A 20,383-nucleotide genomic window follows, 5' to 3' on the forward strand; every position below is an offset into this window, starting at 1 on the left:
CCCCCGACGGGAGGGCGAGGCCGTAACGAGGCGCGTGACGCCTGCGCTTCTCATCGGTCTGACGGGCCTGATCAGGCACAGACTCGGGCCTGCCGGTGTACGGCGCGTCATCTGGTGGCCCGACTGCTGTGGATTCGATGGCCTCCGTCGCAGAAGGAGTTACTCACCCCAGCCGTGAAGCGTCACCTCCGGACCGTCTCGTAGATATCCATGGAGGGCGTTCGCGGTGGTCTCCACGAGTGCCTCGGGAATCGCGTCGGTATCGATCCAGCTGACCTGGGCGTGCTTGCTCGGTTCACGGTTCTCGGGTTCACCAGACCATTCGTGGGTGGCGAAGACGATGGTGAGGAAGCCGTTGGGAGCTTCGACACCCCAGGCCCCGTGGATGATGTGCGCGACACGCAGGGATTCGGGCTTGACGATCAGACCGGTCTCTTCGCGGAGTTCACGGACGGCGGTCTCCGTGATGGGCTCGCCGGGCTCGCTCTTGCCGACGGGCAGATCCCACCTGCCCTGGGCGAACTTCGCCTGATCACTGCGCTGGAGCAGGACGACGCGGTTGGCGGCCTTGTCGTGGACGATCACGGCCGCGACCAGCAACGTCATCGATTCAAGTGCGGGGTTGAGGGCGCGGCGTTGGTGTCCTCCCTCATCCGGTACGGGTGGGTAAGCCGTTCCCCTCATCTCACTCGTCCGAGATGACGCGAGGCGAACGATCTGCGACCGGAGGAAAACCATCCTCCCCGTCTATGAGATCCGTAATGCCTGCACTGTCTGCACTGACACGAGGCAGACGCAAGTGCACCCACTGTTCAGCCTCGGGATCCCAGATTGATTCGATCACGGTCCGCCTGGTGTAAGTGCGCGCTCGCCATGCATTACTCAGCCAACTCACCACAACGGGGCGCCCCTCCGACTCTTCGAGCTCTGAGAAGCTCATGGCCGGTATCTGAGCCAACGCTTCGACAGGGACATCGTCAGAGAAAATCACTTCAGTTCCCGTGGGAGTGGCCAGGAGAGCGATTCTTCTTCGGACTGCGGTACGTGCCTGTGGCGCCTCCTCGTCGGCCTGTCGCCGAAGGAATCTCCGGACAGCCGACCGCGTGGCGGTGTCGATGGTCCCTGCCAGCTTGGTGCCGAAACTCGATGCCAAGGCTTGCACGAACGGGACCAGTGCCATGGTGACGGTAACCGTCTGCCAGTCGATGCCACCGCCTTGGACGGCGCCCATACCAGCGCCCCCACCGGGCCGCGAGACACCGCCCGTGGAGAGTCCGATCGAGCCGTCGGCGCCGTGGGCCGCGAGACCAGCGCCGGGGACCCTCCCAATGCCCCCGGACTCTACAGGGGACGTGAGGCGGGGCTTGGAGCCCGTACTCTCATCGCCTGCGCCGTTTTCCGGCTCGTCAGGTTCCTCAACCATGCTTCCTCCCGAACCACAGCATGGCAGTGCGGCGCCTGCCGCGGCGCATGGAGCACTCGCAGGGCCTCACAGCGGTGACTACTGGCACGCCGATCACCCTTCAGGCCCCGACCGTCCCGTCGATTCCTTCGCGCAGGAAGTCGGCGTGCCCGTTGTGCCGGGCGTACTCGTGGATCAGGTGCAGCATGACCAGACGCAGCGACACCTCCTCGCCGCTCTTGGGCTCGTGGCCGGTCACGTCGAGGGACTCCGCTTCCTCCTCGATCCTCCGCGCATGGTTGACCTCCGTCTGCCAGGCGTCGAACGCCTCCGATCGCGTGGCCGCGCTTGCCTCGTACGCCACCTGGTAGTCGCCCTCGTCCGACCACACGAGCGGGATGTCCTCGCCGTTGATCACGCGGCGGAACCACGCGCGTTCCACCTCGGCCATGTGCCGGACCAAGCCGAGGAGGGAAAGCGTCGAGGGCGGCATGGACTGGCGGCGCAGGTCCTCGTCGGAGAGGCTGTCGCATTTCATGGCGAGCGTCGCGCGGTGGTAGTCGAGGTAGGCGCGCAGCATCTCGCGCTCGCCTGCGCTCGGGGGCGGGCCGATTCGTTCGGTGGGCACGGCATTCCTCTTTCCACGGCGACGATGGTCATCAGTCCTCGGCTCCTCGCCGCGTCGGCAGCCTTTCAAGCACCCAGCGACCGCCCGGCGACGCGATCGACGTGTTCGGCGAAGACCTTCCGCGCCTCCGGTGTCAGGGACCTCAGGGCCACCATGGCCGTCACGATGACGTCGCACAGCTCACTCTGCACGTCCTCCCATGTATGACTGGTGCCTTTCCGCGGATTCTGGCCAGTCGCACCGATGACGGCCTGGGCGACCTCGCCGGCTTCTTCCGAGAGCTTCAACATCCGCAAAAGCCTGTCCTGCTCGGGAGGGAGACCGGTCTCCCGGTCGAGCCAGGCGGCAAGTCGGTCAACCGTGTCCCAGGTGGCGTCATGCATGGGCGCCATTGTCCTCGAGAGGTTGTTCGCGGACATCGGAGAGCCCGCTGCGAGGCCAATTCCGCGCCGCCATGCGCCGCGTGATGGTGCACTTCCACGGGTGGAGTGCCGAGGGCTGCAGGGGGCAGTGCGCCGTTACGAGCGGCCGTGGAGCACCAGCGCCCAGATGAGGCAGCCGAGAGCCGCCGTGCTCGCGACCGCGCGGTCGATGCGTCGGCGCCGCGTGTGCCCATGCACCATGGATGCCCTATAGGGCTGGCGAGTTGAAAGGTTTGCTGTGATCGGCCGTCTGCAGTGCATCGTCCTGGACTGTCCGGACCCCCGCGCCCTCGGCCGCTTCTACGCGGAGGTGTTCGGTGGCGAGGTCGACCGCCCGGATTCGCGGTGGGAGATCGACGACGACTGGTCCACGCTGCACACCCAGGGCGGCCAGGTCCTCGCCTTCCAGCGGGTCGCCGACCACCGTCCGCCGCAGTGGCCAGACCCGGCCCATCCGCAGCAGTTCCATCTCGACGCAGGGGTCACCGACCTCGACGCCGCCGAGCGACAGGTGCTGGCCCTGGGAGCCACACTGCTCGATGCCGGGGAGGGCGGGCGCGGCTGGCGCGTCTACGCCGATCCTGCGGGGCACCCGTTCTGTCTGGTACGGGAGGGAGTCCTGGGCTCGTAGCACGCGGGGCTGGACTCCCGAGCCCCGCTCCGGTGCCCAGCCGGCCGTTCGAATCACGGTGTACGGCTGCGCCGAGACGTGGCGCCGCAGGTAACACGGGGTTCACATATGAGCAATGGACGGGAAATCGCCTATTGCCAGGCTGCCCCCGTACACACCGCAGCCCCGCACAGCAGCCTGCGCCGAACAAAGGACCCACCCCGTGACCTACAAGGCAGAGTACATCTGGATCGACGGCACCCAGCCGACCGCCAAGCTCCGCTCCAAGACGAAGATCCTCGCCGAAGGTGCCGAACTGCCGATCTGGGGCTTCGACGGGTCCAGCACCAACCAGGCCGAGGGCCACGCCTCCGACTGCGTCCTCAAGCCGGTCTTCTCGTGTCCCGACCCGATCCGCGGTGGCGACGACGTCCTCGTCCTGTGCGAGGTCCTGAACACGGACATGACCCCGCACGCCTCCAACAGCCGCGCCGCGCTGCGCGAGGTCGCGGAGAAGTTCGGCGCGCAGGAGCCGATCTTCGGCATCGAGCAGGAGTACACCTTCTTCAAGGGCAGCCGCCCGCTCGGCTTCCCGGAGAACGGCTTCCCGGCCCCGCAGGGCGGTTACTACTGCGGCGTCGGTGCCGATGAGATCTTCGGCCGGGAGATCGTCGAGAAGCACCTCGACAACTGCCTGAAGGCGGGCCTCGGCCTCTCCGGCATCAACGCCGAGGTCATGCCCGGCCAGTGGGAGTTCCAGGTGGGCCCGCTGTCTCCGCTGGACGCGTCCGACCACCTGTGGGTGGCGCGCTGGCTGCTCTACCGCACGGCCGAGGAGTTCGGCGTCTCCGCGACGCTGGACCCCAAGCCGGCGGAGGGCGACTGGAACGGCGCGGGCGCGCACACCAACTTCTCCACCAAGGCCATGCGCGAGGGCTACGAGGCGATCATCACCGCTTGCGAGGCGCTGGGCGACGGCGACAAGCCGCTGGTGCACGTCCAGAGCTACGGCACCGGCATCGAGTCGCGGCTCACCGGTCTGCACGAGACGGCCCCGTGGAACGAGTTCAGCTACGGCGTCTCCAACCGTGGCGCCTCGGTCCGTATCCCGTGGCAGGTCGAGGTCGAGAAGAAGGGCTACATCGAGGACCGGCGGCCGAACGCCAACGTGGACCCGTACGTGGTGACCCGCCTCATCGTTGACACCTGCTGCACGGCACTGGAGAAGGCCGGTCAGGTCTGACCCGTTCGTCTCTCCGGTCGCTCTCTGCTGCAAGCGCCCGCCGGTCCGTATCGGACCGGCGGGCGCCGCCGTGTGTCGCGGAAGCGCGCTCGCGAGCCGGGCCAGCCGACCTCCCCCAGCTAACGCTGGGAGGTGCCCCCAGTGATCTGTATCAAACGGGGACCGGGCCGGGGCACTCTCGGCATCCCGTCTGCTTCAATGAGGGGTATGGCCAGCTTCCAGAACTCCGCACCGGGTCTCGGCGACCTCGAGCCGTTCTGGCCTTCTCGCCAGCATCATGACTTCGACCGGGTGTGTTGTCGCGCGACCCACGCGCAGGCCGCCCCGTTCCACCGCTGACACCTCCCGTCGAGTCAGCCGCCGGTCCCGGACCGGCCAACGGCCCGCGCGCACGACGTCCCTCGACGGTCTCTCGTGCGAAATGAGCTGAGCTCCTGATGCCGAACGCCCGTTCTCTGTCGTCCACCGCTTCCGTCCCCTCGCCGTCCGCCCCGGCCGTCCGTCACCGGCTCCGAGCCGTCGACCAGGACGAGGTGGTCCACCTCTCGGAATTCCTGCCGCGGGGCGCCACCTGGCTGCCGGCGCCGCAGAACACTCTGCCCATCCTGCCGGGGCAGCCGCCGATGGTCGGCTACCTCGTGCTCGTACCGGCCGACGAGACCCCGGCCGACCTCGCGCTCGCCGCTGCTGCCGCGGTGGGCACCGCCGAACCCGCGACGGTGCCGCAGGACACCGGTCCCGTACGGGTCGATGGCACCCGGCGCACCGCGCTCGTCGACGGCGAGCCGCTCGACCTGACCTACCTCGAGTTCGAGCTGCTGGCACACCTCGTCGCCCATCCGCACCGGGTGCACACCCGCGACCAGCTGGTCACCACGGTGTGGGGCTACGGGCATGTGGGAGACGGCCGGACGGTCGATGTCCATGTCGCCCGGTTGCGGCGCAAGCTGGGCCCGGCGTACCGGGATGCGATCGTGACGGTGCGCCGGGTCGGCTACAAGTACGAGCCGCCCACGGCGTGACACGCATCACCGGTGACACCTTCGATCGACGGTGTCACCGGTGATCGCCGTGTTGCCGCGACCTCGAGCACGGCCAGGAGGCCCGTGCGGTTACGCCCGGCTCGGCGTACCGGAGACCACGGCCCGGTCAGGAGAGGGAGGCGGCGCGGCGGCGTCCGACGGCTCCCAGCAGGATGTCCACGGCGAGGAACGCCACGAGGCTGATCCCGAACAGCGGGATGAACCAGCCGATCGCGACCGTCACCGCCGCCAGTGGCAGCAGTACCGGCAGCGGCACGCGCCGCCAGGCGCCGCGCGGCATGGGCCGCCCCACGCTCAGCAGTCGCTCCTTCGTGGGCCTGCGCTGCCACCACATCCGGTAGCCCCAGACGATCATCAGGATCAGGCCGAGGGCGAGTGCGATCAGCACGATCTGGTTGACCGGACCGAACAGCACACCCATGTGCCCGTCGATGCCCCAGCGGCTGAGCTTGGCGAGCAACGGGTAGTCGTCGAACCGCAGTTCGTCGATGACCGCCCCGGTGCCGGGGTGAACGGCCACCGAGTCCAGGTGGACCGGCCATTGCTTGTCGATCTGCTTGACTACGTACGGGCTGGTCCCATCCGCGGGCGCGGCGATCTCGACGGGCGCGCCCGTCAGCTGCTGCTCACGAGCGGTCTCGAGCACCCGGTCGATACCGATGTCCCGACCCTTGCCGGCCTCGTGCCCCTCGCCTCCGTGACCGCCGTGGCCGGAGTGGTCGCCGTGCCCGCCGCCGGAGTCGCCGCCGTCCAGCGTGGCAGTGATCGCCGGGGTGGCACTGCGCAGCTCGGCGCGGAGCACGTCGATGTTCTCGCCCGCGTACGTCGACCAGGTCAGACCGGTCGCCGAGAGGAACACCAGCCCCAGGACGGCCCAAATGCCCACCGCGCCATGCCGGGAGAGCGTCCGCTTACGGCCCTGCGCCGCGCGATCCGGGAGCAGCAGCCCCCGCGGGCCCCGAGTGGCGCGCTTGCGCTTGATCCACAGCAGCAGCCCGCCCAAGGCGACGATCCACAGCCAGCTGGCGGCCAGCTCGCTGTAGATGCGGCCCGGCTCGCCCAGCTGCAGATTGCCGTGCAGGTCCGAGACCCAGGTGCGGAAGGGCAGTGCGCCGAACGAGGTCTCCTCGGCGCCCCGCACTTCGGCGGTGTACGGGTCGACGAAGACGGTGAGGGCGTTCTCCTCGGCCACGCTCGGGTCGCTGAGGTCGACCTGGGTGGTGGCGCCCTCCTCGGCGGATGGCCGGACCGCGGTGAGCGTGCCGTTCGGGTGGGCGTCGAGGGCGGTCTCGACCTGCTGCGACAGCGGGACGGTGGACTCGCCGACCGGGACCGTCAGTTCGTCGGCGTAGAGGACCTTCTCGACCTGGTAGGAGGTGGCGTAGAGCGTCCCGGTCAGGGCGGCTATCAGCAGGAAGGGCGCGACGAGCAGACCGGCGTAGAAGTGCAGACGCACGACGAGGGGGCGCGGGCCCGCCCATCCGCCGTGCCTGCCGACACCGGGATCGGGGTCGCGGTCGGGGTCGGGGTCGGTCGCTGTGTCGAGGATTTCCGGGGCATCAGGGTCCGGGGGCTCCGGCTTGGTCTCACGGGGTACCGGCAGGTTCTTCACGGTCCCCTGGGCGGGGTCGTCAACGGACATGGTGTTCCTCGTTTCAGCGGATGCGCAGGGCATGCCGCAGAGAGCTGGAGGGTGAAGCGGCCACCCGGCGCAGTCCGGGGCACGGGTACGGCGGAACACCGGCAGGCAGGGAACGGTGATGCGCCGGGGAGGGGCGCAACCCCGCTGTCGACGACCGTGGTTCGTCGGTCTCCGGCGTGACGATCGCAGCGCCGTCCATGGGCACCGATGCCGTTGGTCCGCGGCCGGGTGGCCGGGGGCGGGCCCGCTCACCGGGCCGGCCGACGGCCGGGACCGGTGGCGGTGTCACGCTCGCCGCACCGCCCGCAGCGAGGACGTCCGGTTCAGATCCCTCGTGCGTGCGGGCAGACGAGCGCGGTGGTGCTGTACACCGCGGCGTACGGCGGCCCGCGCCGCGAGAGGGCGTACGCAAGGAGTGCGCTCCGCAGCCGCGCGACGGCGGCGCCGGTGCCCGGCCGGGGCCGTGCTGGCCGGGGCCGTGCTGGCCGGGGCGCGGCCGGGCGCCGGGCGGCTGCCAGCAACAGCCGCAATGGGACGAAGGCGAGTGCGCCCAGGCAGCGCAGCAGCTGGAAGAACGCAGCTTCGCCGCGCCACAGCCACAGGGTGCAGCACACGGCGGCCAGCAGGTGTGCAGCGAACATCGCCGCCGATCCGTACCCGGCATGGCCGGTGTGTTCGAGGTGCGTCACGATCCCGGACATCGTCCCGGGCTCGGATGTCGTGGCGGCTGCGGCTGCCATTCCTGGAACGGCGTCCATGGCGGCCGTGACGTCCACGCGGGGCATGGCGCTCGAACCGTGGCCGCTCCGCACGCCGTGCATCTCGTCGAGCCGGGCCGCTTGTTGGCCGCCCGTGAAGATCAGGTGCAGGGCCCCCTGCACCACCAGCAGCCCTCCCCCGATGGGCAGGACGCCCCTGCGACGGCCCCCGGCGCACCAGGCGGCGGCCGCCGTCAGACCGAACGCCGCGAGCAGCGCGGGCCACGGTATGTGGTCACCCTGAATCACAACGTGCCCGGCACCCGCCAGCACCACGCACACCGCGGCGAAGACCGCGGCCCGCACGTGTCGCGTCAGCGAACCAGGGGCGCTCGTCATGGTGCGGACATGTTGCCATTCCCGAGTTTCAGCCATGAGGCCCAGAGCGAATTATCCGAGAAAGAGGTGGTCCTCGTTCGACGCGCCGGGTCGTGTGGCGTCGGGGCGACGGCGACTGCCAGGTGTCGGCCGTTCTCACCTGATCTCGAGCGGGCGTAGCCGCCGCGGGGTCGCGGCGGCTTTCGTGCCGGAATTGAACGGCTCTGCGGTCACTTGCCGTTGGCGCATCCCACAAAACCTCGTGCGCCCGTGAACGCCGTGCGAACGCTCACCGTATGAAACGGAGCTTCTCGACCGGGAGTCCCCCCATCTTCCGGAACGACGCGTAGAGGGGTTCCATGAAACACACAACGCATAAACGCTCCCCGCTTGCGGGAAGGGCCATCGCCGCGGCGGCGGCCCTGTTGCTGGGTGGTGGCGGGCTGATCGCCATCAACGTCACCGCCAACGCACACCAAGATGGCGGCGCTTCCCAGGACCAGCCGGTCGCGGCGCGCAATGCCTCCACCATCGTCTGTCCGGAGGTAGTCAACGAGATTTCCAACGTGCCGCAGCAGTCGCGGCTGGAAGTAGACCGCAATCTCGCGCTGCTGGACCGCCAGGTCGGCGACGCGTACCAGCGCATGGTCGATAACCGTGAGGCCGCCGAACGCGACCCGAACTGGGTGCAGAACTCGGTTATGGGCCCGCTCGCCGCCAAGCGCCAGGCCACGATCGATCGTATCGGGACCATCCTGGACCGCAGCGGTGACCGGCCGCAGGAGCTGGAGCAACTGGCCGGATGTGAGCTGAAGGAGAACGACGCACTAGGAGGAGGCGGCCAGGACCAGAACCAGGACGGCCAGAACCAGGACGGCCAGAACCAGGACGGCCAGGACCAAGGTCAAGACCAGGGACAGGACCAAGGTCAGGATCAAGGCCAGGACCAGGGCCAGGATCAGGGCCAAGGCGAGGTCGGCGGGCCTTCACCCGACGACTTCGTCGACATCACCACGGTCCAGCCGAACGTCAACGAGCCGGAACAGCAGGCCAACGCGTCCACCGGCACCTTCGCCACCAACTGCGGCGTCAACGAGAACGGCAATCGCAACTCGGACAACGTCATCGTCGCCCCCGGCGTCAGCAACGGTGCCCAGCACATGCACGACTACGTGGGCAACGAGGCGATCGGCGCCTTCGTGACCGACGACGACCTGGCCAATGGTGGGACCAGCTGCCAGAACCAGGGAGACCAGTCCACCTACTACTGGCCGGTGCTGCGCGTACAGAACGGCCAGAACGAGCAGGACGCGAATGCCCCCGGCGGCGGCCAGGACGACAACATCGGCCAGATCCAGACGCCGTCGGAGGTCACCCTCGAATTCAAGGGAAGCCCGGTCGGCGACGTCGTGGAGATGCCGCGCTTCCTGCGCATCATCACCGGCGACGCCAAGGCGTTCACCAACGGTGACGCCAACGCCAATGCCTCGTGGAGCTGCACCGGATTCGAGGACCAGGTGCAGCTGGCGGACAAGTACCCGCTCTGCCCGGAGGGCAGCCAGGTGGTGCGCACATCCAAGTTCCAGAGCTGCTGGGACGGTCAGAATATCGACAGCGCCAACCACCGCACGCACGTCGACTTCGCCAATGAGGACGGCTCCTGCGACAACGGCTTCCAGGCGATTCCGCAGCTGGTGCAGCGGCTCGTCTACGACGTCCAGCCGGAGCGCAACTTCGCGGTCGACAGCTTCCCCGAGCAGTTGCACAAGCCGATCACCGACCACGGCGACTTCATCAACGCCTTCTCCGAGGACCTGATGCAGGAAGCCGTGGCCTGCATCAACGAAGGCCGGGACTGCAGCTAGTCAGCCCCGGCCCTGCCTGGGAACACCTGGGGCGGTCAGCTTGCCCGACCGCCGTTCCCTGGTCACCGTGACCGGTGCCGCCGGAGTGGGTCCCGGCGTCACCGGTCACGGTGCTTTGGCGGGAATCTCCGCCTCAGTGGGAATCTCCGCCTGAGCGGGAACTCCCGCCTCAGTGGGAGCCTGCCCCTCCGTGCGAGCCTTCGGCGTCCTCGTGCGCGCCCCCGCCGCCATGCGAGCCCCCGCCCCCGTGGCCGCCGTGCGCGCCCCCGTGCGCATTGGACTTCTCCACCTGCCCACCGAGCCGGCCGCGCAGCGACCCGAGGACCTTGATCTCTCCCACGGCCACCCACTTCGGTCCCACCAGATACGAGCCGCCGTAGTTCTGCGCCTCGCTCAGCCAGTTCTGCTGGCCCTGGTTGGTGGTGAAGGTCGCCAGGACGATCTTCCCGTCCTTCATCTCGCAGATGCCCTGCCGCAGCTCCTCGGCGTCGATCTGCATCTCCGGCTTGCACTTCACCTTCGCGGCCAGCTGCTCCACGGTGCCGGTCGCGGCCTTCGGCACCTTCTGCTCCGTCTCCTCCTCGCCACCGGAGCACCCGGACGCGAGGAGGAGGGCGCCCGCCAGCGCTGTGGACGTGAGAACGGCCCGGCTCGCTGTACGCATGTTGCTCCTTCTGGATGGCTTCTGGACGGTGCTCCGAATCGGGATCGCGGGCACGGTCCGGACGGCAGCCGGCATACGTCGGCACTACCCGATACGGGGTTCACCCGCGCATGTCTCAATCGCGCCCCATTGCTCCCCCCAACCCGGCTCATTAACGTGCACCCCGGACACTCCTGACGTCGCACCACCACACCGTGGGAGCGCATGTGACCGAAACGCACCGCCCCGAGAAGCTCGGGCGCCGCACCATGGCACGAAGAACACTGCTGGGGACCGCCGGAGCGCTCGGGGCCGCCGCGGCCCTCGGCAGCAGTGCCGCCTCCGTGGCCGCGGGCACCGGCGACGGCACCCGCTCCGGCACGTCGGAGGACGACTCCCCGGCACGCTCGGCGCTGAGGCGGCTGCTGCCCGGCCACGCCGACCAGTTCCTGCTCGGCACCCTCGCCGATGACAAAGCAGCCCCCAGCCGTGACGGCGGCAACAGCGGCGAGCGCTTCCGCGTCTCCGGTTCGACCGGCCGTATCGAGGTATCGGCCACCAGCCCGGCGGTCCTGCTCACGGGTGTCCACTGGTACCTGAAGTACGTGTGCGGGGCACATATCTCCTGGGCCGGCAGCCAGCTGGCCCTCCCCCGTCGGCTGCCTGCGCCGTCCCGTCCCCTGGAGCGCTCCGCGACGGTCCCCATCCGCTTCGCACTCAACGACACGCACGACGGCTACACCGGACCGTACGCCGACTGGCCGCGCTGGGAACGGCTGATCGACGTCATGGCGCTGCACGGCTTCAACCAGGTCCTCGTCACCCCCGGGCAGGAGGCCGTCTACCACCGTCTGCTCCAGGACTTCGGCTATCCGGACGAGGAGGCCAGGGCGTGGCTTCCGGCGCCCTCCCACCAGCCGTGGTGGCTGCTGCAGAACATGAGCGGGTACGGCGGCCCGGTCAGCCCGGATCTCCTCGCCAAGCGCACCGAGCTGGGCCGACGGATCTGCGACCGGATGCGCGAGCTGGGCATGGCGCCCGTGCTCCCCGGCTACTTCGGCACCGTCCCGGACGGCTTCGAGCAGCGCAACCCCGGTGCGCGTACCGTCCCACAGGGCACCTGGGCGGGCCTGAAACGCCCGGACTGGCTCGACCCGCGCACGACGGCCTTCCCGCGGGTGGCCGCCGCCTTCTACCGGCACCAGCACGATCTCTTCGGCCCCGTCGACCACTTCAAGATGGATCTGCTGCACGAGGGCGGCGACGCCGGGGACGTACCCGTGGCCGAGGCGGCGCGGGCCGTCGAGAAGGCCCTGCAGTCCGCCCGTCCCGGGGCGACCTGGGTGATCCTCGGCTGGCAGGAGAATCCGCGCCGCGATCTCCTCGACGCCCTGGACAAGGACCGGATGCTGGTCGTGGACGGCCTCTCGGACCTGGAGCGGGTCACCGACCGGGAGAAGGACTGGGGTGACACGCCGTACGCCTTCGGCACCATCCCCAACTTCGGTGGCCGGACGACGGTCGGCGCCAAGACGCACATGTGGGCGGAGCGCTTCACCACCTGGCGCGACAAACCGGGCAGCAAGCTCGTGGGCACGGCCTACATGCCCGAGGCCGCCGAGCGCGACCCGGCGGCGCTGGAACTCTTCAGCGAGCTGGCCTGGCGCCGCGAACCGGTCGAGCGCGCGGCGTGGTTCGAGGACTACGCGGAGCTCCGCTACGGCGGGCGCGACCGGCAGGCACGCGCGGCCTTCGCGGCGCTGCGCACCACCGCATACGAGATCAGCAGCCGCGACGGCCGCCCGCACGACAGCATCTTCGCCGCCCGGCCGAGCCTGACCGCCGCCTCCGGCACGTACTACGCCACCCACACCCCCGCCTTCGACTCCGCCGGCTTCGACACCGCGTTCGCCGCCCTGCTCGGCGTACGGGAGGAGCTTCGGGGCTCCGACGCCTACCGCTACGACCTCACCGATGCCGCCCGGCAGGCGCTGGCCAACCGCTCCTGGCAGCTGCTGCCCCAGCTGCGCAGCGCGTACCAGCGCAAGGACCAGGACACCTTCCGCGCACTGTCCCGGCTGTGGCTGAAGCTCATGCGCCTGAGCGAGGACATGACCGGCGCGCACCGGCTGTTCCTGCTCGGCCCGTGGCTGGCCGACGCCCGGCGGATGGCGGCCGGTGAGGAGGAGTCGGCCGGGCTGGAGCGGACCGCCCGCACGCTCGTCACCACCTGGGCGGACCGCGTCACGGCCGACGGCGGACGGCTCGCCAACTACGCCAACCGCGACTGGCACGGCCTCATCGGCGACTTCCATCTGCCGCAGTGGCAGGCCTACCTGGACGAGTTGGAGGACGCCCTCGCCGAGGACCGTGCACCGCGGGCCTTCGACTGGTACGCGATCGAGGAACCGTGGACGCGGGAGCGGAAGGAGTATCCGCAGCGGCCGGTCACCGATGCCCATCGCACCGCGAGACGCGTGCACGAGGTGCTGGCCAAGGCCCCGTACCAGGGAAGCGTGGCGGTCACGGCCGAGCCGTCCACCCTGCCACCGGGCGGCAGGGCGCAGGTCACCGCGCTCTTCCGCAATGTCAATGGCCTTTCGGCGACCGGTCGCGTCGACTTCACTCTGTCCGGGCTCGACGCCGCGCCCGAGGGGCCGACCTCCCTGCCCCGGGTGGCGGCGGGCGGCAGCGGCACGGTCCGCTGGCGGGTGACCGCTCCCGGCGGCCCCCTGGACCGGCCTCTCACGCCGCTGCCGTACGAACTGGCCACCGAGTACGGCCCGCAGGGCGAGGCCCGGGTACGCGTCACCCGGCCCGGCACGCTCTTCGTCGCGCACCCGCTGGAGGCGGGCTGGCGGACGGTCACCAACAACGCCGCGGTCTTCGGACAGCTGGCGGACCGGATCGGCATCGACGGGGCGGGCGCGGACCTGTGGAAGGGGACGGCGGAGTTCGGCGCGGCGTACCGCGAGGGCGGCCTCACCATGGGCGGGGCCGCGACCGTACGGGTCGACGCGCAGGAGGCGACCGGGCCGTGGGCGCGGGCCGGGATCATCGTCCGCAACCGCCTGGCGACCGCGGGCTCCCCGGGCTTTGTGAACCTGGCGGTGACCCCGGCCAACGGCGTGGTCCTGTCGTACGACACCAACGGCGACGGCACGCTCGACGCGTACCGCCGGGTCACGGGACCGACGGCCCCGGTGCTGCTGCGCCTGTCGCGCGCCGCCGACTCGGGCGCGTACACCGGGGAGTTCTCGGTGGACGGCACGAGCTGGCGCACGGTCGCCACCGTGACCGTGCCGGGAGCCGATGCACACCAGGACGTGGGGATCTTCATGACTGCCGCGAACGGGGGCGGCGGGGCGCGGGGAACGGTCGAGTTCAGCGGGTGGCGGCTGAGCTGAGGTGGGCCGGTCGGCCCCCTGCCGCGCCGCCGGCCAGGTGACCATCGGACGATTCGCTCGTTCTGCTGAATGTGACTCCTCGGGAAGCGACTGCCGCTCACCACACGTTCCCGGCCGGGGTCGAGCCCGTCGGGCTCGAGCAGGCCGAGGCCGCACTCGTCGAGCACTACCCGCGACTCGTGCGGATCGCCTACCTCGTGCTGCCGCCCAGCCTGGGACGCAGCCGCAGGGTGCTCACCGCGCACGCCCTCGCCCAGCGCGCGCTCCCCCGCGGCGGCGCCGACGGCACCACGGATGCCGCGCTGCCCGCGCCGCGCGGGGAGGAGAGCGCCTCCGGCGCGGGCTATGTGTACGTACGCCTCCGTGTGCTGCGGGCCGCGTTGGCGGTCGGGCGGCCGCGGCGGCGCTGGGAGTTGCCGCGGCGCGCGCAGCTGCCCCCGCTGTTCCCCCAGGTGTGGGGGCTCCGGCTGTTCCCCCGCTCGGGCGGGGCCGACGAGCTCGCCCTCGACCAGTCGCTGTCGGCGCTGTCCCCCGCCGCCCGGGCGGCCTACGTCCTGCGCGGTCTGGAGCGTCTCTCCAGCCGGGAGGTGCGCCGGCTGCTGGAGGCCGCCGGGGTCCGGGACGCCCGGGCCGCGCTGACCGAGGCGGATCGGGTGGCCGTGCCGGGCGGCAGCCGAGACGAACTGCTCCTGGAATCACCGGAGTTCGATCCCTGCTCGCTCCAGGCCCGGCCGACCGACCTGCTGCGCCGCCGACAGCATCAGCGAGCGGTCCTGGTCGTGACGGCGGCGGTGATCGTCTGCGGCGCTCTGCTCGGGCTTCCTGGCGGAGGCTGGGGCAGGGACGGCGCCGCCGCGCCGCCGTATGCCCGCAACCCGGTTTCCGAGAAGGCCCTGGACCCCGCCGAGCTGACCCGGGCGGAGCACGCCGCCTGGCGGACCGCGGGCCGGATGGACTTCTCCGCCTGGCCGGCGCGCGGCAATCGCACCGACGACCGGCCCCTGTTGCGCCGTGCGCTCGCCGTCTGGGCGCGGCCCGGCCGGGCGGTGCAGGTGTCGGCGACCCCGGGGACCGCGTCGGGTCCGCCGCCCGGCCCCGCCCAGTTGCTGTACGCGGGCGAGGTGGACCGGGCCGCCGTGGTGCTGCTGTACGACGGACTGCGGGTGGTGCGCTACGCGGAGGCGAAGGACGGCGAGCGCCACGGCGGCGCGGCACTGGACTTCGCGCGGACGGACGGCGCGGACGCCGCATCGGCGACCGCTCTCGTCGTGGGGCGCACGGACGGCAACGTCCGCTATCTGACGGCTCCCTGGGTGTCCGGCGCGACGCTGCGCGATCTGCTGCGCCCCACGGCCGCCGGGCACCGGCTGCGCCGCACCGGGGACGGAGTGACCGACCCGATGCCCAGCCCGGCGACCGCGACGGTCTGCTCGTCGTGGTTCGCGCTGGAGCTGCGGACGGCTCGGGCGGCCGGGAGCGCCGAGACCCCGCTGCTGCTGACGGACCTCGGCGAACTGACCCCGGCCCGGCTGACGTACGGCAGTCCCGCCGAGCCGGCGCGCGATGTGACCGACAGCGCGGCACGGACGAGCTGGTCGCGTACGGCCTGCCACCTCCCGACGGTGCGCTCGATGGGCGTACGAGCGGTGAACGCCTGGCAGTTCGCGGAGCAGCCGTTGCCCGGGGGCGCCGGGAGGGCAGCCTGGGTGTGCACACGCGCGGAGACCTGGCGGGGCAAGGGCACCCGCGTCATGGCGCAGTTCCATCCACCGGCCGCGAAGGCGAACCACCCGGGTGCGGTCGCCGCGCGCGCCGAGGACACGACGGCCTGCGGCCCTCGCGCACCGCACGTGCTGGCGGGCGTGCTTTGGAAGTCGCGCACCGGGCAGTGGTACGTGGTGGCCGCTGGCAGCCACCAGGTGACCTCGATCTCGGCCTCGGGCGGGGTGAAGGGCCGAGCACGCGGCAGCCTGCTCGCCCTGACCGCCTCGGCGGGCACCCGGGCCGAGTTGGCGGCTCGTCTCGCCGACGGAGGCAGGCTCACGGCCCTGCGCTGACCGGGCGCTGCCACGGGGCATCCCTGAGCACCGGTGCCTGCCGGTCCCCCCGGCGTGGCAGTTAAGGTGTGCGCATGACGACTGGTGTGCGCCGGCGCAGAATGGGCGTGGAGGAACGGCGCGAGCAGCTGATCGCGGTGGCGCAGGAACTGTTCAGCCAACGGTCCCCCGCGGAGGTGTCCATCGACGACATCGCCACCGCCGCAGGGATATCGCGGCCGCTCGTCTACCACTACTTCCCGGGCAAGGACAGTCTGTACGACGAGGTGGTGCGCCGCGCGGCCGACGAGTTGACGCGCCGCTTCGTCGAACCGCAGGAAGGCCCGCTCGGCGTACGGCTGCTGCGGGTCATGGGCCGCTTCTTCGACTTCGTCGCCGACCACGGCCCCGGTTTCGAAGCGCTCCTGCGCGGCGGCATGTCCGGCAGTATGTCCGTCGGCTCGGAGCGCGCGACCGCGATGATCGACGAGGTCCGGCAGGCCGCGTACAACCACATGCTCGCCCACCTCGGCGTCACCGCCCCGGGCCCACGGGTCGCCCTGATGGTGCGCTCCTGGATCGGCGTGTGTGAGACGACGGCCCTGTCGTGGCTCGACGGGCGCTGCATCCCGCGGGCGGAGCTGGAGTTGCAGCTGGTCCACGACTTCATGGCACTGCTGTCGGTGAGCGCGGCGTATGACGAGGAGTGTGCGGAGCTGGTACGGCGGATCGTCGCCCAGGAGTCGGTGGACGGCACCCTCGGCGACCTGGTGACCCGCCTGATCGCCCTCGCCCCGCAGGATTCTCTGGACTCCTCCGCCTGAAGCACGCGACAGCGCCGGCATCCCGAGCGTCGCGTGCGCTGAGGACACGCAGGAGCGGATCGCGCGAGGGCCCCGGCCATCCCTCACGGGGAAGCAGACGACCGGGGCCGGTAGGTGGATGTTAGGAGCCGGGGACGATGAACCCGCGAACCGCCCCGGAAGAAGACGGGCTCGGGAACGACTGGGCTCCGGCGTACAGGGCCTTCCGGGACGCGTCGGTGATGTCCCTGCGGGGCTCCTCGACCCGGTCGTAGATGCGCCATTCCCCGTCCGGGTCAGCCGGGTCTACCGCAGCTGCTACGCCTGGCTTGCCGCAGAGTTGCAGCAATCGCTCGACGTGCCTTGCCTGATCTCGGGTCATGGCCTCAGCGTACGCGCGGGCGGTTGTCAGCCGCGGGGGTCTCGTGGCTCGGGCATGGGCTGGATGGTGCACTCGGGGGCGTGCTGGCAGTTCGCGGCCACAGACACGAGCATGCCCTCAGTGGGGTGGCCCCATAGCTCCTCGTCTGGCGTGTACCCGCACTCGCCGATCATGGTCCGTGTGCGCTCGAGGATCGGCGGGTCGTAGTGCGTGGGGTCCCAGCCGGGGTAGTGGTGCACGAACTCACCGAAGCGGGCGCACAGGTCGGCGTACAGCTCCGAGTGGAGGAGCAGGGCGTGCCATCCCTCGTCGACGATGCGCGACGGGGCCAGGCCAACGCCGGGGAAGCGGGCACAGGCGACGACGAACTTGATGCCTTCCTCGACGATGCGGCCGGCCATGTCCTCGGGCATGCCCGGGTTGGCGTCCATGACCGTGCTGCGGGCGCTTGTGAACTGCTGCTCGGCGAGTAACGCGCGGGCGCTAGGGATCGGGTCCGGGTCGGGTCCTGGGATGCTCATGGTGTACTCCTTGGTGTAGGTGGCTGGTGCTACCTGACCCGCCCCGGTCACTCGACCTGTCCAGGGCTCCGATCGACCGGGGCGGGGGCTTCGTTGTCCGTCGCGCTGCGCGGACGGTGGGCGGTCAGGGCGACCGCCTGGCGGAGGGTTGCGCTGCCGTCTGCGAAGGTCAAAACGCTCCCCGCCGCCTGACACGGTGCGCATGTCTCGCACACGCTGGACGTCTCCCGCGACGGTCACCATGTCGCCGATACGGACGGTGTGCGCGTCCATCGTCGTGGTGGCTACGAGCGCGCCGCGCATGAGGTTTGGTAGTAGTCGAGCAGGAAGCGGCAGGTGCGCCCGAGCTCGTGCACGTGGACCGTGGCGGACATCAGGCCTTCGCCCATTCCGCCGTCAAGCAAGTGGCGGACGCTGTCCAGGGTGGTCTGGCGCTGGTACCACATCGCGCTGCCCCGGTCCATGCCTCTGGTGTGTTCCTGTACGACCGGCAGGAGGAGCTGGATGTGTCCGCGCAGCCGTTGCTCCAGGTCGGAGAGCTCTTCATACGGGGGAAGCACGCGGCGCTCGGCCAGAGCCTGGTCAATAGTCAGCCCGATGCGGGCAACGTCGATCTCGTCACCCTGGTTACGTGTGCCCTTGGTCTTAGGCATTGGGGCATTCAAGGAGGCACCCTTCCTATTACGCTGAGTTGCCGGGTCATCACTACGGTTACGACGTTAAGAAGCGGCGATCAGCGCTTGTAGTGACCGCGGGTACGGGTGGCCGACCGCGATCCGGGGCCACTGGGGGAGCAATGTCGACCAAACCGCGGTCCACCCTGACCGGCGGTCAGGGAACCTCCTCACGGCCCCGTGGCGGGGTTGTCTCCGGCTACGTCTTCCGCCTCATCCGGGAGCAGCACGGCCTCACTCAGGAAGCCTTAGCCGAGCGCTTCCAGGTGTCCGCTGACACCGTCGCCGGATGGGAGTCCGGTCGGCGCCCGCTCACTGCCGTACCGGTCGGGCAGATGCTCGTCCACCGGCACCGGCTCCTGCAGATGGGCACCGCTCCCGTGCTCCTGGCAGCTCTCGAGCGGGCGATGGAGGCCGACGTACTCCTGTCCAGCGTGCTGGATGAGGACGCGCCGCTGGAGGACAGCCCGCTCGGGGCATGGGTGATGCAGCGGGACCTCGTCGAACTGCTCGCCTGGCCCCTCAACGGCGTGCCACCCGAGCCCGTCCGCTCCCTGCCCGCACCGCCCCGACCACGGCGCGGACCCGTCCCCCCAGCCCCGGAGCTACCAGCCTCCGACCGGCACCGATTCTTTACGCAGATGCGCCGTACCGCGGAACAGGCCTGCAGACCGGACCAGTTCCTCCTCCGACGTCAGGCCCTGTACCTGTCCGGCTACGACGACCAGACGGACACCTCCGACTGGCTCGCGAACCAGCAGGGCACCGGGCGTCCAGACGACTGGCTCACCCGATGGCTCAATGCCCGCTCCGTTGCCGCCGTCGCGGCCCGACAGGGTGACCGAGAACGGATGGGACACTTCATCGCGACCACGCTCGCCGACGACGACGCGGGCGAGGCCGCGAACCTCAACTATTGGGCGTACTGGATCGGCGAGGCTCACCACCTCGAGCTGTCCGACGACTTCATCGCATCCCGCCACCCGGGCCCGTGGCAAGGTGACAAGTTGCTGCGTCACTTGGTACGGGGCCTGGCACCGCACCACGACTACGTGGACTTGAACATTCACACGCTGTGGGCGCTGCTCACCGTCCGGCCGGCCCTTCTGCGGTCCAGTGACACGGCCAGTACCCTGCGGGACCGGCTGCCGGTGATGTTGGATAGCCGAGAGTCGTCGGCGCGCGGGCGCCGCGAACTCGAGGGCATCCGGTACGCGTCCGCCTCGCCGAGGCGTGAGAGGAGACGGACGGTGACAGACGATCTGTCCGCGGTGGCGCACTTCTTGTACGAGGCGGGCACGCTCAAGCAGGCCCGTCGCACCGGCTGGTGGATGGCAGGAGTGCGGGATCCGGAAAGCGTCGCCGAGCACGCCTGGCGCACGTCGCTGATCGCCTCGGTCATCGCCAAGCTCGAGGGCGCCGACCCGGCGCGAGCCGCGTTCCTGGCGGTGTGGCACGACAGCCAGGAGACCCGCACCGGAGACGTGAACCACCTGGCGAAGAAGTACGCTCCGTCAGCCGACCCACGCGAGGTGACCGCCGACCAGACGGCGGGCATGCCCGAGGTGCTGGCCGCGACGGTGCGCGAGCTGGTTGCCGAGTACGAGGCGAAGGAGTCGCCCGAGGCCATCTGCGCGCGGGACGCGGACAAGCTCGAGTGCCTGCTGCAAGGGATTGAGTACAAGGCGCAGGGCTACGAGAACGCGCAGCGGTGGATCGACAACAGCCGCGGCCGACTCGTCACCAAGACGGCGAACCGCCTCGCGGACGAGCTGCTGAGCCAGGGCTCGATGGACTGGCTACGCGCTGCCATGGAGGAGAAGCAGCACTGACCCCAGATACGAACGGCCCGCCACGTGAGCGCTATCCGTGGAAGGGACGCGCTCCCCGTCCGGACGACGGGGAGGGGGCAGCAGACGGCTGTGGACACGCTCTACGACCAGTACGTGACGGAACGGAAAAGGAGATGGGCCAGTGACCGGGTTT

Annotated in this window: 17 protein-coding genes and 1 pseudogene; 9 read left to right on the forward strand and 9 right to left on the reverse strand. The window is 70.3% G+C overall.

Going from position 1 to position 20,383, the window contains the following annotated elements; genetic code table 11:
• Window positions 1-159: 159 nt before the first annotated feature.
• The 3 genes from ACTWQI_RS00100 to ACTWQI_RS00110 all read right to left on the reverse strand — a co-directional run bounded on the left by ACTWQI_RS00100 (window position 160) and on the right by ACTWQI_RS00110 (window position 2,413).
• Window positions 160-606, reverse strand: a complete 447-nt coding sequence (locus tag ACTWQI_RS00100) for an NUDIX domain-containing protein (RefSeq protein ID WP_443266162.1) — start codon at window positions 604-606, stop codon at window positions 160-162.
• A gap of 917 nt (window positions 607-1,523) precedes the next feature.
• Entirely contained in the window at window positions 1,524-2,030 is a 507-nt protein-coding gene (locus tag ACTWQI_RS00105; protein WP_443266163.1) for a DinB family protein, read from the reverse strand.
• A gap of 65 nt (window positions 2,031-2,095) precedes the next feature.
• Window positions 2,096-2,413: a MazG-like family protein gene (locus ACTWQI_RS00110; RefSeq protein ID WP_443266164.1), complete on the reverse strand. Its 318-nt coding sequence runs from the start codon at window positions 2,411-2,413 to the stop codon at window positions 2,096-2,098.
• 277 nt (window positions 2,414-2,690) lie between these two features.
• On the opposite strand from ACTWQI_RS00110, the gene ACTWQI_RS00115 reads away from it, so the two are divergent.
• From ACTWQI_RS00115 to ACTWQI_RS00125, 3 genes are all read left to right on the forward strand, one after another.
• Window positions 2,691-3,083: a VOC family protein gene (locus ACTWQI_RS00115; protein WP_443266165.1), complete on the forward strand. Its 393-nt coding sequence runs from the start codon at window positions 2,691-2,693 to the stop codon at window positions 3,081-3,083.
• Window positions 3,084-3,285: 202 nt separating this feature from the next.
• On the forward strand, window positions 3,286-4,305 hold the full coding sequence (glnII, locus tag ACTWQI_RS00120; RefSeq protein ID WP_443266166.1) for a glutamine synthetase: 1,020 nt from the start codon (window positions 3,286-3,288) through the stop codon (window positions 4,303-4,305).
• Between the two features lie 437 nt (window positions 4,306-4,742).
• Window positions 4,743-5,327: a winged helix-turn-helix domain-containing protein gene (locus ACTWQI_RS00125; RefSeq protein ID WP_443266168.1), complete on the forward strand. Its 585-nt coding sequence runs from the start codon at window positions 4,743-4,745 to the stop codon at window positions 5,325-5,327.
• A 127-nt stretch (window positions 5,328-5,454) separates the two neighbouring features.
• Here ACTWQI_RS00125 and ACTWQI_RS00130 read toward each other — a convergent pair whose 3' ends face one another.
• Together ACTWQI_RS00130 and ACTWQI_RS00135 are read right to left on the reverse strand one after the other, a co-directional pair.
• A complete protein-coding gene (locus ACTWQI_RS00130; RefSeq protein WP_443266170.1) occupies window positions 5,455-6,990 on the reverse strand; it encodes a PepSY-associated TM helix domain-containing protein in 1,536 nt (511 codons plus the stop codon).
• Between the two features lie 323 nt (window positions 6,991-7,313).
• Window positions 7,314-8,087, reverse strand: a complete 774-nt coding sequence (locus ACTWQI_RS00135) for a hypothetical protein (RefSeq protein ID WP_443266171.1) — start codon at window positions 8,085-8,087, stop codon at window positions 7,314-7,316.
• A 338-nt stretch (window positions 8,088-8,425) separates the two neighbouring features.
• On the opposite strand from ACTWQI_RS00135, the gene ACTWQI_RS00140 reads away from it, so the two are divergent.
• Window positions 8,426-9,931, forward strand: a complete 1,506-nt coding sequence (locus ACTWQI_RS00140) for a DUF1996 domain-containing protein (RefSeq protein WP_443266173.1) — start codon at window positions 8,426-8,428, stop codon at window positions 9,929-9,931.
• 169 nt (window positions 9,932-10,100) lie between these two features.
• Here the strand turns inward: ACTWQI_RS00140 and ACTWQI_RS00145 are convergent, their stop codons facing one another.
• Entirely contained in the window at window positions 10,101-10,595 is a 495-nt protein-coding gene (locus ACTWQI_RS00145) for a hypothetical protein (RefSeq protein ID WP_443266175.1), read from the reverse strand.
• A 248-nt stretch (window positions 10,596-10,843) separates the two neighbouring features.
• On the opposite strand from ACTWQI_RS00145, the gene ACTWQI_RS00150 reads away from it, so the two are divergent.
• The 3 genes from ACTWQI_RS00150 to ACTWQI_RS00160 all read left to right on the forward strand — a co-directional run bounded on the left by ACTWQI_RS00150 (window position 10,844) and on the right by ACTWQI_RS00160 (window position 16,841).
• Window positions 10,844-13,981: an alpha-N-acetylglucosaminidase gene (locus tag ACTWQI_RS00150; RefSeq protein WP_443267122.1), complete on the forward strand. Its 3,138-nt coding sequence runs from the start codon at window positions 10,844-10,846 to the stop codon at window positions 13,979-13,981.
• Between the two features lie 71 nt (window positions 13,982-14,052).
• A complete protein-coding gene (locus ACTWQI_RS00155) occupies window positions 14,053-16,038 on the forward strand; it encodes a hypothetical protein (protein WP_443266177.1) in 1,986 nt (661 codons plus the stop codon).
• A gap of 74 nt (window positions 16,039-16,112) precedes the next feature.
• The gene (locus ACTWQI_RS00160; RefSeq protein ID WP_443266179.1) at window positions 16,113-16,841 is read left to right on the forward strand and encodes a TetR/AcrR family transcriptional regulator; all 729 of its coding nucleotides are present in this window, start codon (window positions 16,113-16,115) and stop codon (window positions 16,839-16,841) included.
• A 121-nt stretch (window positions 16,842-16,962) separates the two neighbouring features.
• On the opposite strand, the gene ACTWQI_RS00165 is transcribed toward ACTWQI_RS00160, so the two are convergent.
• From ACTWQI_RS00165 to ACTWQI_RS00175, 3 genes are all read right to left on the reverse strand, one after another.
• Window positions 16,963-17,202: a hypothetical protein gene (locus tag ACTWQI_RS00165; protein ID WP_443266181.1), complete on the reverse strand. Its 240-nt coding sequence runs from the start codon at window positions 17,200-17,202 to the stop codon at window positions 16,963-16,965.
• Between the two features lie 26 nt (window positions 17,203-17,228).
• Window positions 17,229-17,723 (reverse strand): glycine-rich domain-containing protein, encoded by a 495-nt coding sequence (locus ACTWQI_RS00170; RefSeq protein WP_443266183.1) that lies wholly within the window; start codon window positions 17,721-17,723, stop codon window positions 17,229-17,231.
• Window positions 17,724-18,007: 284 nt separating this feature from the next.
• Window positions 18,008-18,376: a DUF6415 family natural product biosynthesis protein gene (locus ACTWQI_RS00175; protein WP_443266184.1), complete on the reverse strand. Its 369-nt coding sequence runs from the start codon at window positions 18,374-18,376 to the stop codon at window positions 18,008-18,010.
• A 143-nt stretch (window positions 18,377-18,519) separates the two neighbouring features.
• Here ACTWQI_RS00175 and ACTWQI_RS00180 point away from each other — a divergent pair.
• Window positions 18,520-19,634: pseudogene (locus ACTWQI_RS00180) on the forward strand (helix-turn-helix domain-containing protein).
• 13 nt (window positions 19,635-19,647) lie between these two features.
• The gene (locus ACTWQI_RS00185; RefSeq protein ID WP_443266186.1) at window positions 19,648-20,229 is read left to right on the forward strand and encodes an HD domain-containing protein; all 582 of its coding nucleotides are present in this window, start codon (window positions 19,648-19,650) and stop codon (window positions 20,227-20,229) included.
• Window positions 20,230-20,383 lie beyond the last annotated feature (154 nt).

This window comes from Streptomyces sp. KR80 (assembly GCF_052245555.1).
Taxonomy (GTDB): Bacteria; Actinomycetota; Actinomycetes; order Streptomycetales; family Streptomycetaceae; genus Streptomyces.

What these genes read in the sequence shown, in the direction of transcription:
- ACTWQI_RS00100 (WP_443266162.1), bottom strand. Translation starts at nt 606, where the DNA reads ATGACGTTGCTGGTCGCGGCCGTGATCGTCCACGACAAGGCCGCCAAC.
- ACTWQI_RS00110 (WP_443266164.1), bottom strand. Translation starts at nt 2,413, where the DNA reads ATGCATGACGCCACCTGGGACACGGTTGACCGACTTGCCGCCTGGCTC.
- ACTWQI_RS00125 (WP_443266168.1), top strand. Translation starts at nt 4,743, where the DNA reads ATGCCGAACGCCCGTTCTCTGTCGTCCACCGCTTCCGTCCCCTCGCCG.
- ACTWQI_RS00130 (WP_443266170.1), bottom strand. Translation starts at nt 6,990, where the DNA reads ATGTCCGTTGACGACCCCGCCCAGGGGACCGTGAAGAACCTGCCGGTA.
- ACTWQI_RS00135 (WP_443266171.1), bottom strand. Translation starts at nt 8,087, where the DNA reads ATGACGAGCGCCCCTGGTTCGCTGACGCGACACGTGCGGGCCGCGGTC.
- ACTWQI_RS00140 (WP_443266173.1), top strand. Translation starts at nt 8,426, where the DNA reads ATGAAACACACAACGCATAAACGCTCCCCGCTTGCGGGAAGGGCCATC.
- ACTWQI_RS00145 (WP_443266175.1), bottom strand. Translation starts at nt 10,595, where the DNA reads ATGCGTACAGCGAGCCGGGCCGTTCTCACGTCCACAGCGCTGGCGGGC.
- ACTWQI_RS00150 (WP_443267122.1), top strand. Translation starts at nt 10,844, where the DNA reads ATGGCACGAAGAACACTGCTGGGGACCGCCGGAGCGCTCGGGGCCGCC.
- ACTWQI_RS00160 (WP_443266179.1), top strand. Translation starts at nt 16,113, where the DNA reads ATGACGACTGGTGTGCGCCGGCGCAGAATGGGCGTGGAGGAACGGCGC.
- ACTWQI_RS00165 (WP_443266181.1), bottom strand. Translation starts at nt 17,202, where the DNA reads ATGACCCGAGATCAGGCAAGGCACGTCGAGCGATTGCTGCAACTCTGC.
- ACTWQI_RS00170 (WP_443266183.1), bottom strand. Translation starts at nt 17,723, where the DNA reads ATGAGCATCCCAGGACCCGACCCGGACCCGATCCCTAGCGCCCGCGCG.
- ACTWQI_RS00175 (WP_443266184.1), bottom strand. Translation starts at nt 18,376, where the DNA reads ATGCCTAAGACCAAGGGCACACGTAACCAGGGTGACGAGATCGACGTT.